Below are 12,306 nucleotides of genomic sequence, written 5' to 3'. Positions count from 1 at the left end.
CGCCCTTTCAGGTCTTGCGAAGGAAAGCCTCTATGAGCTCACCGAGAATTTCCGGTTGTTCGACGCAGGGAATATGGCCGCAACCGGGGATCTCTTCGAATGTTGCACCTGGAATACGCTCTGCCATTGCGCGCACCAGTTCTGGCGGCGTCGAACCGTCCTGATCACCAGCAATGCATAGTGTCGGCACGGTGATTGCTGAGGAAATATCGGTGACATCGGCATCGCGGATCGATGCGCAGGTCTGCACATATCCGTCGGCAGGCTGACGTTCCATCATCAACTTGTAGCCGGCGAGATCGTCGCCACGCTCCTGATGGAAGTCTGGCGTGAACCAGCGCTCCATGACGTTGTCAGAGATACTGGAGAGGCCAGATTTTTCAATGGCCTCGATGCGCGCATTCCACATCTCATCATTGCCGATCTTCGACGCGGTATCGCACAGGATCATCTTGTCGAACAGTTCTGGCCGCTTGGCAAAGAGACCTTGAACAATCAAGCCGCCGACTGAAAGACCGCAGAAGATTGCCTTCCGGATACCGACATGATCGACAAGCGCGCCAAGGTCATCGACAAGATCGTCCATGGTGAATGGCCCGTCGCCCGTGCCCGAAAGGCCATGTCCGCGCGAATCGTAGAGCAGTACGGAAACATCTTCGGGGAGTTCATCGAACAAGGGCAGCCAGATGCGGAAATCTGTGCCGAGCGAGTTGGAAAATACGATCAGCTTCTTGGCGCGTGCCTCGCCGATCAGTTCATGGTGAACGGTAATTCCATTGATGGTGGCAAATGCCATGTCGTCACTCCCTAGGATCTCTGTGATAGGCGATGTTTTTTGTAAGTTAAAATGATATTATAGCCGAAACGCATAACGAAAATGGTATAAGTTATGGATGCGCGCATCAAGTTCCGGCATCTTCAGACATTCCTTGAAGTCGCACGCCAGCGCAGCGTCGGCAAGGCAGCAGATGCCTTGTCGATCACACAGCCAGCTGTTTCACGGACCCTAAGTGAACTGGAGGCTATTCTCGACGTCGAGTTGACGGAGAAAGATGGTCGCGGCATCAGGCTTTCGCATTTCGGCGAACTGTTTTTGAAACACGCTGCCGAAAGTGTTGCGGCTGTCCAGCGTGGTATTGATTCCATCGGCCTGGCGCAGAGATCCGAAGGACCGCCCATTCGCATCGGCACTTTGCCGACGGCGTCAGCCACCTTCATGCCGGAGGCGATTGCCGAGTTCCTGCAACGGGACACCGGCAGCAAGGTGACCATCATATCCGGCGAAAATCGTGTACTGCTTGATGCCTTGCGGCTTGGGGAACTCGATCTAGTCGTTGGGAGGCTAGCTGCGCACGAACTGATGACATCGCTTGTTTTCGAACCGCTGTATAGCGAAGAAGTGATGATCGTGGTGGGCGCTGACCATCCGCTGTTGGAGCGGCGTAACTTCACTCTCAGTGCATTATCTAGCTACACGGTTTTAATGCCACCGAAGGGCTCCGTCATTCGCCCCTTCGTGGACCGCCTGTTTCTGATGAACGGCATTCCGGAACTGTCTAATACGATTGAGACCGTGTCCTATTCATTCGGCCGCGCTTTCATATCTCGCCATCCCGCAGTCTGGATCATATCCCGCGGGGTTGTGGTCGAAGAAATCCGATCCGGGCGTTTCGTGGCTCTCCCTTTGGATATGAGCGAAACGCGCGGCGGTGTAGGATTAACCACCCATTCTGCAGTTGAATCGACTGCCGCACTCGACCTGATGAAGCAGGTCATTCGGGAGCATGTTCGCCGGCAGTTGCTGTGACACCGCCGCCTTGGAGCGTCTCTGTCTGGAACGAAAAGGAGCGAGAGGCATTTTCCTCTTTACAAAGAAAAGGAGAGAAAATGGCATACGATCCGGATAGACAGGAAACGCCCCCCAGCGGCAGTGACATCCCAACAGCGCCAATTGGCATGACCTGGCTGCCTTGGGCGATTGGATTTGCAGTCGTCATTCTCGGTATTGCTGTCTGGTCGATAACCGGTGGCGCGGTGACAGATCCGATCACAACCTCGTCGACCAAGCCGACCTATACCGATCCGGCGACGCCGGAGAACTCGCCCGGCAGCGTTAACGTGCCTGCAATCGAAACGCCTGCAGCGCCCCGGCCATAAGATCCAGGATCGTCAATCTGTAGAATATTCGCGGTCTCAACCGTCGGTGGGGCCATGTCAGCTGCCTGTCTGGCCATCAATTTGGGAACCGACAGCCGAAAGCGGCATTGTTACTTTAAAGAAAGGAAGGTCCCGCCATGGTTCTTGATCCCGATCCATCTGACAAACGCGAAGCGCTCGAGCGACCGCCCATGCCACCGGGCAAACCGGCGCGCGCGCCGTGGCTTGCCCTCTTGGCCGTCCTCGTTCTCGGCCTGATCGGCTGGTGGATGATGGGAGGCAACACGGTTGATCCGGAGACGACGTCGTCAACGGCTCCGGTGGTGGACACGTCCCAAGGACAGTAAACAAGACTTCTAAACCGCTCGCCCGATGGAGGGCGGACGGTTTTGTAGATCTTTGTTGGATTTTTTCTGCGCCACGATTTTCCCGCTTCTGTCGATGATCGATGGCGGCTAGTGTATCTCCTGATACTTTAGAGGAGAGATGATGGACCGCGCTCACGACCCAAGCGAGCTAGAAATGGTGGTGCTGATGACGCCGGATATGGCGAATTTCTCCGGCAAGGTTCATGGTGGCGCTCTGCTCAACCTGCTTGATCGCGTTGCCTATTCCTGCGCGTCCCGGTTTTCTCAGCAATATGCAGTCACCCTGTCGGTCGATCAGGTGGTGTTTCGACAGCCCATCCAGGTGGGTGAACTTGTGACGTTTCGCGCCGCCATCAATTATGCCGGCAAAACATCCATGGAAATCGGCATTCGGGTCGAGGCGGAGAATATCCGCACAGGCGAACGGCGGCATACCAATAGCTGCTACTTCACCATGGTGGCCGTCAATGCAGACGGCAAGCCAACCGCAGTTCCCAAGCTATTGCTTGATACAGAGGCCAAACGCCGACGCTCCCGCCAATCGGAGGCACGCAGATCATTGCGCCAGGAATTTGAGGCCAGACACAGCCAGTTGAAGGACGAAACGGACTGAAAGGGATCATTGTCACAAGCAGGCGACGGAACAAAATAGAGCCGTTTTGCATTTTCCGCTCAGACAACCTAAGGAGGAGATGTAAATGACTTATGATCCCAATATGAATTCCGGACGTCCCGATCTTCAGTCGCCGCGCCCGCCAAATCGCGGAAACTGGTTATGGGCAGCGCTTGGCGCTGTCGTCGTCCTCGGTGTCGTTCTCTGGGTCAGCATGGGTGGACCGGCAACAGATCCGACGACGACCTCGTCGACCACGCAGCCAGCGGCCACTGAGACAGCACCGGCGATAGAACCAATGGATCCTGCTGCTCCGGCGACCCCGCCGGCTGGTGATGTGGCTCCAGCAACACCAGATGCAGGCACTGCGCAGCCTTGATCCGGACTTAAAATTGATCGTTCAAGCCGTCCGCCTTGAAAGCGGGCGGCTTTTATTCTTGCACCATCACGGCTGCTAGATACCACGCATATGGCGGGCAGATTCGATCAGCTCTCGTCTTCCACCGGAGCATCTGGCGAATTTTTCTGGATGGACGTGGCGCAGTTCGTCGCACTGGATTTGTTCTTGTAGGTCTCTGAGCGAACCATGATTTCACCGTTCGACGCACGAAAGCGCACGAAAGTTTCACCGTTCTTGGCCTCATCGATTTCGAAACGATAGCCGGTGCCGGTTTCGCCCTTGGTGAGGTCAACGATGGCGGCACCCGGCGTATTTTTCTTCATCGAGTCGATGCAGTTCTGCGCGCTCGACTTGGCAGAATAATTCTCCGACCAGACCATGACTTCCGCATTATAGACGAACTGGACGCGATACTGGCCCTTGTCATTCTTCAGGATTTTGAACTTGTGCATGCTCTCGAAGTCCCCCTCGCTAACCGATGCTGCAGCATCACTTCATTATGACATGCGAATAAATAGCGCGTGACGCATCAGCCCGCAACAGTGTCCGGTGATGGAACGGATGGATAAAGTCGCGTTTACAATGCCTGCAGCCTAAGGGGCAAATACGGACTCGATAACCGCCGAGCCAAAGTGCAGCCAAAGGAAGGCGAACTCGTTGAGGCCGCCACCTTCCTATCAGAACACTGCAAAATCTCTATTCGTCGCTCATCTTCAGCGCCGCGATAAACGCTTCCTGCGGGATCTCGACCTTGCCGAACTGGCGCATGCGCTTCTTGCCGGCCTTCTGCTTGTCGAGCAGCTTGCGTTTGCGGGTTGCGTCGCCGCCGTAGCACTTGGCGGTCACGTCCTTGCGGAGTGCGGAGATGGTCTCGCGGGCAATCACATTGCCGCCGATGGCGGCCTGGATCGGGATCTTGAACATGTGCTTCGGGATCAGGTCCTTGAGCTTCTCGCACATGTCGCGGCCGCGCTTTTCGGCGGCCATGCGGTGCACCATCATGGAAAGCGCATCGACGGGTTCGCCATTGACGAGGATCGACATCTTCACGAGGTTGCCTTCCTTGTAGCCGTCGAGATGGTAGTCGAAGGAGGCATAGCCCTTCGAGATCGACTTCAGTCGATCGTAAAAATCGAACACCACTTCATTGAGCGGCAGCTCATAGGTGAGCATGGCGCGCTTGCCGACATAGGTAAGGTCGGTCTGGACGCCACGACGATCTTGGCAGAGCTTGAGAATTCCGCCCAGATAATCGTCCGGTGTGAGGATCGTGGCCTTGATCCAGGGCTCATGGATCTCGGAAATCTTCACGACATCCGGCATGTCGGCGGGATTGTGCAACTCGCGCTCTGAACCGTCCGTCATTGCCATTTTGTAGACAACCGAAGGGGCCGTCGCGATCAGGTCGAGATCGAATTCGCGCTCCAGTCGTTCCTGGATGATTTCCAGATGGAGCAGTCCAAGGAAGCCGCAACGGAAACCGAAGCCGAGCGCCGCCGAGCTTTCCATTTCAAACGAGAAGGACGCATCGTTCAGGCGAAGCTTGCCCATAGCCGAGCGCAGATCTTCAAAGTCATCGGCATCGACAGGGAAGAGACCGCAGAACACCACCGGCTGCGCCGGCTTGAAGCCCGGCAGCATTTTTTCTGTCGGCCGCTTGTCCTCTGTAATCGTGTCGCCCACACGCGTATCGGCCACTTCCTTGATCGAGCCGGTGAAGAAACCGATCTCGCCCGGACCGAGACTGTCGACCGCGAGCATTTTTGGCGTCAGCACGCCGACGCGCTCGACATGATACTTGGCATCGGTGCCCATCATACGGATCACCTGACCCTTGGTCAGAACGCCGTCGAGCACGCGCACCAGAACCATGACGCCAAGATATGTGTCGTACCAGCTGTCGACCAGAAGTGCCTTCAATGGTCCTTTTTCGCCGGCGTCGCTCTTTGGCGCTGGCAGCTTGTGCACGATTGCTTCCAGAACGTCCGGAATGCCAAGACCTGTCTTGGCCGAAATCAGAACGGCCTCGGACGCGTCGATCCCGATCACTTCCTCAATCTGTTCCTTGATTCGGTCGGGTTCCGCTGCCGGCAGGTCGATCTTGTTGAGAACGGTGACGATCTCGTGGTCGTTATCGATGGCCTGATAGACGTTGGCGAGCGTCTGCGCTTCGACGCCCTGGGAAGCGTCAACGACAAGCAGCGAACCCTCGCAGGCAGACAGCGAGCGCGATACTTCATAGGCGAAGTCGACATGACCGGGGGTGTCGATCAGGTTCAGCACATAGGTTTCACCATTGTTTGCCTTGTAGTGCAGACGCACTGTCTGGGCCTTGATGGTGATGCCGCGTTCGCGTTCGATATCCATGCTGTCGAGCACCTGCTCGGACATGTCTCTCTCGGCAAGGCCACCGGTCGACTGGATCAATCGGTCGGCGAGCGTCGACTTGCCGTGGTCAATATGGGCCACGATCGAGAAGTTGCGGATATGGTCAAGCGGGATACGGTTCGGATTTGTGCTCATGGTTCGCGCATATAGCAGTGCTCGCAGTGTCCGACTAGCGGGAACTTCGCGTAAAAGTCGACAAAATCAGCCTTTCAGATTGCAAATCGTCGCTTGCGGTCGTCTTTCACAAGTCGCTGTGGCGAGCTTCATCGTTAGCCGGGGCCCGGTCGATCGCGTTGCGTGATCGAGATTGGCCCTTTGTGCCGTGCGACCTCCGTTGTCGTTCAAGCTTGGATATCCCTGATCCAGAAGGAAAGGGGTTTGGGGCTCTCAGCGGTTTCGTCGAGGTCTTGCCAGGTAAATGTCGTGCGTAATTCCGGATGATGGCGATAGCCACGCTTGTTCCAGAACCCGTTGAGCGGCAGATAGTCGGCGGGGCGCCGTGGGTGATCGTCGGGGCGCTCGACGGCGCAAAATGTGCAGTATCGAAGGCTGAGCTGGCGCGCCTGCGTCTCGCGCTCCATAAAGAAGGCAACGCCGATACCGCGCCCGCGATACTCAGGCAAAAGCACGCTTTCACCGAAATAGAAATATTCGGCCGGATCGCGACCTGCCGCGACAAATGGCGTTTTGACCTCCTCCGTCTCGGCGCCCATGGGCATTCCGGTTGATGCACCAATGACCTTGCCGTCATCGATGGCGAGCACGAATATGGAGCCTTCTGATCTGGCATAGGTCGCCAGATATTTTCGCTCGTATTCCGGATCGCCCTCATAGAGATAGGGGAACGCACGAAAGACCGTGATTCTCAGCCGTGCGAGGTCGTCAAAATACTTGGCCGCGTCGCTTCCCGAAAAGGATTTGATTTCAAGAGACATAGATTGTTTTCAGTCCATTTTCGTTCGGTTATACCGTCTCGACCCAGTCGATAAAAGCCTGCTGATGCCAAGGAGTATCCCATGACCGCCACCGATACCATTCGCGCCTACTACGCCGCCTTCAATGCTCAGGACATGGATGCGTTTCTGGCTCTTCTGACAGACGATGTCGCCCATGACATCAATCAGGGCGAACGTCAGACCGGCAAGGCAGCCTTCGCCAAGTTCATGGAACACATGAACCGCTGCTATAAGGAAACGCTGACCGACATGGTCATCATGGGCAGCGAGGACGGCAGCCGCGGAGCCGCCGAATTCACCGTGAATGGCGAATATCTGGCGACAGACGAGGGCCTGCCGGAGGCAAACGGCCAGAAATATGTGTTGCCGGCTGGCGCATTCTTCGACCTGAAGGACGGCAAGGTTGCCCGCATTTCGAACTACTACAATCTCCCCGACTGGATCGCTCAGGTCCAGGGCTGAATACGGCATGTCTGCGGTTCCAATGTCCGCTGGAGATTGTCATGAGTGAAATTCGAAGACTGAACGAAGAAGAGGCCCTGTCGGCCATTCCGGCCTTATCGGCAGTCCTCGCCGATTGCGTGGAAGACGGCGCCTCGGTCGGTTTCATGTATCCGCTGGCGGAGGGGGAGGCAGAGGCCTTTTGGCGCGGCGTTGCGACCAATGTCGCACGCGGTGAAGTCGCTTTGCTGGTGGCGGAACACGACGGTGAAATCGTCGGAACGGTGCAAATGGGATTGACGGCAAAGCCTAACCAGCCGCATCGCGGCGATGTGATGAAACTGCTCGTTCACCGCAAGGCACGGGGTCTTGGTCTGTCCAAAAAGTTGATGGCTGCTGCGGAAGTAGAAGCAAAGGCCCATGGTCGCTGGCTTCTGGTTCTCGATACCGCCACCGGAGAATTGGCCGAAGGCATCTATGAGCGCCTGGGCTGGACGCAGTCTGGTATCATCCCCAATTATGCGCTTTATCCGGATGGCCGCTATTGCGCGACCACCCTGTTCTTCAAGGACTTGCGCGAATGAGTTGGCAAGTCTGTCGGTGATAAAGCTAGCGGCGACGATCTTCCGTCAGGAAGTAGAACAGGGCGCTGATGGGCAGCGCAATGCCGATCATCGAGGCTTCGAACCAGCCGCCATTTGCGAAAGCCCAGGCCCCGATGGCGGAGCCGAGCGCCCCGCCAGTAAAAAATGTCGCCATATAAAGTCCGTTGAGACGGCTGCGCAAATGTGCGCCGAGGCTGAAGATGGCGCGCTGGCCGGTCACGAGCGTCGTCGTTACGCCGAAGTCCAGCAGGATTGCAGCAAAGGTCAATAGGCCAAGGCCGAGAGTGGAGCCGTCTTCGGCAATGTGCGTGATCGCGAAGCTGGCCAGCACACACAGCATCCCGAATACAGTGGCCGGGCGACTGAGGTTCCGGTCTGCCAGATGTCCCGCAATCGGAGAGGCAATGGCGCCTGCAACACCGGCAAGTGCAAACAGCGCAATGCCAGCCTGGGTGAGATTATAAGCCGGGCCGGCGAGATAGAGTGGTGTCACTGTCCAGAACAGGCTGAAGGCCGCAAACTGAAAGGCCTGGTAAAGCGCCCGGCGCCGCAACACCGGTTGCGTGGCCACAAGGTGGCGCATGGATCCCAACAGTTTGTCATAGCTAAGCTTGGTCTCCGGCTCACGCCTTGGCAATTTCACGGCGAGCAGGGCTGCGAGCGCGATCATGATCCCAGCCGAGATGAAGAAAACCATATGCCAGGACGAGAAGCGCGCAATGAAGCTTGCAAAGGGTCGCGCCAGCATGATGCCAAGCATAAGCCCGCTCATGACATTGCCGACAACGCGTCCCCGCGCATGGTCTGGTGCCATATGTGCAGCCAATGGCACGATCATTTGAACCGCAACTGAGCCGAGACCGATGGCCAGAGAGGCCACGAGGAAGGGGATGGCGGTATGCGAGATCGCGGCTGCGAGCAGTGAGACGGTCACGAGACCGATCATTCCGAGGATGAGTTTGCGGTTCTCGACCAGATCGCCGAGCGGCACCAGTAACAGCAGGCCGAGCCCATAGCCGATCTGGGTCAGCGTGACGATCAAGCCTGTTGCCTGCGCAGGCAGCCCCACCGACGCCGCGATCGGGCCGGCAAGTGGCTGCGCGTAATAGAGGTTGGCCGCAATCAGTCCACAGGCCGCGGCCATGAGAAAGGACATGCCGGCTGGCATGGAAGGGGTTTGCGCCGAAACACCGGCTGTAGGCACGTTGGTCACGGGAGTTCTCCTTGGGAGAAGAGAGGGTTAGTCCAGAATTTTCATGGCAGCGTCGGCAGCAGCCATCACGGCGTCGCGGTCCTGTCCCGTCTTACCGGCAATGCGTAACCCCTGCATGAAGCAGAACATGGCGCGTGCCGACTGGTCAGGATCGATATGTTTACCGATTGAGCCATCGGCACGGCCCTCGCGGATGGAGGTCTCAATCAACTGGAACGTATGCTGCTGATGAGCGGATACTTTGCTGGCAGCGTCTTCATCGAACAGAGCCAGTTCGACCGCAGCGCCGATAATCAGGCAGCCTCGTATGCCGCTCTCACCGTGGGAATTTTCCGCGTAGTAATCGAGCAGCGCGCGAACGCGGCCTCGCCCGGTTGCAGCCTTTGCAATTCCGGCGTCGCGCCTGACATTGCCAAGCAGTTTGTAACGAGCCATCGCGGCAAGGAACATGCCGCGCTTATCGCCGAACGCCTTGTAAATGCTGCCGGCCGTGAGGCCAGTCGCTGCAGCGAGTTCTGAAATGGAGGCTGCCTGATAGCCTCGCTCGGTAAAAACTGAGATAGCCTTGTCCAGAACCTCTTTCACATCGAAGCTTCGCGGTCGCCCCGCACTTCTCTGCGGCTCCGGCAATCGGCCAGTGTTCGGCATGGTGCACCTATTTGGAAACGTTTGTATCCAAATAGGTCGGACACTCATTTTCGTCAATAGCCTTGGGGTTCTGCTGCCTCCACTATTTTGGTCGGACGACTAAAAACTGATCATTCGCGCTTGCAGGTCTTGGCCGTAAAGCGGTAGCTTTTCGACGAACGTAAATGCGGGAGCAGCCTTTAAAATGCGCGTATTCTATTCCGAGAAACATAAACTTCGCGACGCCAAGACAGAGCTTCACGGCGGCATTCTGGTGAAGCCATTCGAAGGTCCGTTCCGCGCCGAATGGATACTGGAGGCGGTCCAGCAGGCAGGCTTTACCGATGTCGTGGCGCCGACAGAACACGGTCTTGAAACCGCGCTGAAGGTACATGATGCCGGCTATCTGGAATTCCTGCGGACTTGCTGGGAGCGCTGGTCGGCTGAGGATTTTCCGGGCGAAGCCATTCCCACCGCATTTCCCTATCGCCGCGGGCAGCAGCGGGTGCCAAACAATATCGACGGGGCCATCGGCTATTATGCCAATTCCGTCGAAACGTCGATTTCCAACGGCACCTATGAGGCGGCGATTTCATCGATGGATGTCGCGCTGTCGGGTGCCGATTGGTTGAAGGCGGGAAATCGCTTTGCCTTCTCGCTCTGCCGTCCACCGGGCCATCACGCGGGGATCGATCTGTTCGGCGGCTATTGCTTCATTAACAACGCGGCCGTCGCCGCACAGCACATGCTCGACAATGGCGCAAAGAAGGTCGCAATCCTCGACGTTGATTTCCACCACGGCAATGGCACCCAGGACATCACCTACAATCGTGGCGATATCTTCTTCGCCTCCTTGCACGGTGATCCCGTGGACGCATTTCCTTATTTTCTCGGTTACGCAGATGAAACGGGTGAGGGCGATGGCGAGGGGCTCAACGCCAACTACCCGATGCCACCCGGCACACCATGGGACGTATGGTCGGCAGCACTTTCAGACGCGCTGAAGCGCATTCATGACTACGGCGCCGAGGCCATTGTGCTCTCCCTTGGTGTAGACACCTTCGAGAAAGACCCGATCAGCTTCTTCAAGCTCACATCCGATAACTACGTGACGATGGGCAGCATGATCGCAGCAACCGGGCTTCCCGTCCTCACGCTGATGGAAGGCGGCTATGGCGTGCCAGAGATCGGTCTGAATGTGACCAATGTCCTGAAAGGACTGGAAGCCTGATCAACTGACTGCTCCGGAAACAGTCACAAAACGAAATCGGGCCGCCTGCGCACAAAGCGGAGGCGGCCCGTAATCGCAGTGCCCGGAGATCTTACAGCGTGCCCTGACGTTGCTGGATCATCTGATAGGTGTCGAAGGTGTAGTCAGCGATCTGTGCCCAGAGATAAGCGTCCTTCTTGAACGCCTGCTGGCTGTCGTAGAGCTTCTTGAAGTTCTCGTTCGACGCGCTGAGTTCGGCATAGGTCTCCTGTGCCGCCTTGTGGCAAACGTCGAGGATCTCGGTGCTGAACGCACGCAGTTGTGCGCCTTCGGCCACCAGTTCCCTGAGGGCTTTGGCGTTGGATGCGTCGTATTTTGCCAGCATTCGCGCGTTGGCAGAGGCGCATGCATCGGTCAGCATGCGCTTGTAGTTCTCTGGCAAGCCTTCGAACTTTTCCTTGTTGAAGAAGGCGTGAACACAAGGGCCGCCTTCCCACCATGCAGGATAGTAGTAGTACTTCGCCACTTTGTAGAAGCCGAGCTTCTGGTCATCGTAGGGGCCGACGAATTCGGTCGCGTCGATCGTGCCTTTTTCAAGCGCTGCGTAAACGTCAGAGCCGGCAATCTGCTGCGGGGTCACGCCAACTTTGCTCATAACCTGACCGGCGAGGCCGGCAATGCGCATCTTCAGACCCTTGAGGTCGTCGATGGTATTGATTTCCTTGCGATACCAACCGCCCATCTGCGCGCCGGTATTGCCGGCAGGAAGCGCGTAAAGGCCGTAACCAGCCAGGAATTCGTTGATAAGGTCGGTTCCGCCGCCGGCGGAGAACCAGGAATTGGTCATACGGGCATTGAGGCCGAAGGGGATGGCCGTGCCGAGCGCAAAGGCAGGGTCCTTGCCGATATAGTAGTAGCTGCAGGTGTGCGCCATTTCGACAGTGCCGGACGCAACCGCGTCAGCAACTTGCAGTGGCGGCACGATTTCGCCGGCGGCATAAGTCTGAATGGTAAAGTTTCCATCCGATGCCTCGGCCACGCTCTGGGCGATCTCGTCACATGCTCCGAAAAGAATATCGAGGCTTTTCGGGAAAGACGAGGCCAGTCGCCAGTTCAGTTTTGGGTTTTCCTGCGCAATCGCTGGAGCGGCGAGAACTGTGGAAGCGGCGGCGCCAACGCCGACGACACCTGCCTGCTTGAAGAATTTACGACGGTTCATTTTTGCTGCCTTGGGTAGTTTTGTTATGGAATACGGATTTCTTATGGGGCGGGTCTAATCATGTCGTGCCCTACGTTTCAAGACCAAAGAGCAATCATTGCGTTCGCGC

15 protein-coding genes are annotated in these 12,306 nt (G+C 57.0%); 8 read left to right on the top strand and 7 right to left on the bottom strand.

Annotated features, from left to right (window positions below):
- Positions 1 to 7 precede the first annotated feature (7 nt).
- Positions 8 to 796 carry a 3-oxoadipate enol-lactonase gene (gene pcaD, locus ACQQ2Q_RS07420; protein WP_428186362.1) on the bottom strand — a complete coding sequence of 263 codons (789 nt, stop codon included), beginning with the start codon at positions 794 to 796 and terminating at the stop codon, positions 8 to 10.
- A gap of 93 nt (positions 797 to 889) precedes the next feature.
- Between pcaD and pcaQ the strand changes: the two genes are divergently transcribed.
- The 5 genes from pcaQ to ACQQ2Q_RS07395 all read left to right on the top strand — a co-directional run bounded on the left by pcaQ (position 890) and on the right by ACQQ2Q_RS07395 (position 3,517).
- Positions 890 to 1,807, top strand: coding sequence for a pca operon transcription factor PcaQ (gene pcaQ, locus ACQQ2Q_RS07415; protein WP_428186361.1), 918 nt, complete (start codon positions 890 to 892; stop codon positions 1,805 to 1,807).
- Positions 1,808 to 1,887: 80 nt separating this feature from the next.
- Positions 1,888 to 2,157, top strand: a complete 270-nt coding sequence (locus tag ACQQ2Q_RS07410; RefSeq protein ID WP_428186360.1) for a hypothetical protein — start codon at positions 1,888 to 1,890, stop codon at positions 2,155 to 2,157.
- Positions 2,158 to 2,294: 137 nt separating this feature from the next.
- The gene (locus ACQQ2Q_RS07405) at positions 2,295 to 2,504 is read left to right on the top strand and encodes a hypothetical protein (RefSeq protein ID WP_428186359.1); all 210 of its coding nucleotides are present in this window, start codon (positions 2,295 to 2,297) and stop codon (positions 2,502 to 2,504) included.
- A 142-nt stretch (positions 2,505 to 2,646) separates the two neighbouring features.
- The gene (locus ACQQ2Q_RS07400; RefSeq protein WP_428186358.1) at positions 2,647 to 3,138 is read left to right on the top strand and encodes an acyl-CoA thioesterase; all 492 of its coding nucleotides are present in this window, start codon (positions 2,647 to 2,649) and stop codon (positions 3,136 to 3,138) included.
- Between the two features lie 85 nt (positions 3,139 to 3,223).
- Positions 3,224 to 3,517 carry a hypothetical protein gene (locus tag ACQQ2Q_RS07395; RefSeq protein WP_428186357.1) on the top strand — a complete coding sequence of 98 codons (294 nt, stop codon included), beginning with the start codon at positions 3,224 to 3,226 and terminating at the stop codon, positions 3,515 to 3,517.
- A 107-nt stretch (positions 3,518 to 3,624) separates the two neighbouring features.
- Here ACQQ2Q_RS07395 and ACQQ2Q_RS07390 read toward each other — a convergent pair whose 3' ends face one another.
- From ACQQ2Q_RS07390 to ACQQ2Q_RS07380, 3 genes are all read right to left on the bottom strand, one after another.
- A complete protein-coding gene (locus ACQQ2Q_RS07390; protein WP_428186356.1) occupies positions 3,625 to 3,990 on the bottom strand; it encodes a YegP family protein in 366 nt (121 codons plus the stop codon).
- Positions 3,991 to 4,234: 244 nt separating this feature from the next.
- Positions 4,235 to 6,061 carry a translation elongation factor 4 gene (lepA, locus tag ACQQ2Q_RS07385; RefSeq protein WP_428186355.1) on the bottom strand — a complete coding sequence of 609 codons (1,827 nt, stop codon included), beginning with the start codon at positions 6,059 to 6,061 and terminating at the stop codon, positions 4,235 to 4,237.
- A 206-nt stretch (positions 6,062 to 6,267) separates the two neighbouring features.
- A complete protein-coding gene (locus ACQQ2Q_RS07380; protein WP_428186354.1) occupies positions 6,268 to 6,861 on the bottom strand; it encodes a GNAT family N-acetyltransferase in 594 nt (197 codons plus the stop codon).
- A gap of 81 nt (positions 6,862 to 6,942) precedes the next feature.
- Between ACQQ2Q_RS07380 and ACQQ2Q_RS07375 the strand changes: the two genes are divergently transcribed.
- Both ACQQ2Q_RS07375 and ACQQ2Q_RS07370 read left to right on the top strand, forming a co-directional pair.
- The gene (locus tag ACQQ2Q_RS07375) at positions 6,943 to 7,344 is read left to right on the top strand and encodes a ketosteroid isomerase-related protein (RefSeq protein WP_428186353.1); all 402 of its coding nucleotides are present in this window, start codon (positions 6,943 to 6,945) and stop codon (positions 7,342 to 7,344) included.
- A gap of 41 nt (positions 7,345 to 7,385) precedes the next feature.
- On the top strand, positions 7,386 to 7,907 hold the full coding sequence (locus ACQQ2Q_RS07370; protein WP_428186352.1) for an N-acetyltransferase family protein: 522 nt from the start codon (positions 7,386 to 7,388) through the stop codon (positions 7,905 to 7,907).
- A gap of 25 nt (positions 7,908 to 7,932) precedes the next feature.
- Here ACQQ2Q_RS07370 and ACQQ2Q_RS07365 read toward each other — a convergent pair whose 3' ends face one another.
- Complete coding sequence (locus ACQQ2Q_RS07365; protein ID WP_428186513.1) at positions 7,933 to 9,132, bottom strand: MFS transporter; 1,200 nt, start codon at positions 9,130 to 9,132, stop codon at positions 7,933 to 7,935.
- Between the two features lie 36 nt (positions 9,133 to 9,168).
- Positions 9,169 to 9,789, bottom strand: a complete 621-nt coding sequence (locus ACQQ2Q_RS07360) for a TetR/AcrR family transcriptional regulator (RefSeq protein ID WP_428186351.1) — start codon at positions 9,787 to 9,789, stop codon at positions 9,169 to 9,171.
- Between the two features lie 184 nt (positions 9,790 to 9,973).
- On the opposite strand from ACQQ2Q_RS07360, the gene ACQQ2Q_RS07355 reads away from it, so the two are divergent.
- Entirely contained in the window at positions 9,974 to 10,999 is a 1,026-nt protein-coding gene (locus ACQQ2Q_RS07355; RefSeq protein WP_428186350.1) for a histone deacetylase family protein, read from the top strand.
- A 91-nt stretch (positions 11,000 to 11,090) separates the two neighbouring features.
- Here the strand turns inward: ACQQ2Q_RS07355 and ACQQ2Q_RS07350 are convergent, their stop codons facing one another.
- The gene (locus ACQQ2Q_RS07350) at positions 11,091 to 12,197 is read right to left on the bottom strand and encodes a TRAP transporter substrate-binding protein (protein WP_428186349.1); all 1,107 of its coding nucleotides are present in this window, start codon (positions 12,195 to 12,197) and stop codon (positions 11,091 to 11,093) included.
- Positions 12,198 to 12,306: the final 109 nt, after the last annotated feature.

The sequence above is a fragment of the Agrobacterium sp. ES01 genome (assembly GCF_050320885.1).
GTDB lineage: Bacteria > Pseudomonadota > Alphaproteobacteria > Rhizobiales > Rhizobiaceae > Allorhizobium.
The sequence above is the reverse complement of the archived record's forward strand: the minus strand, read 5'-3'. Positions and strand labels throughout refer to the sequence as shown.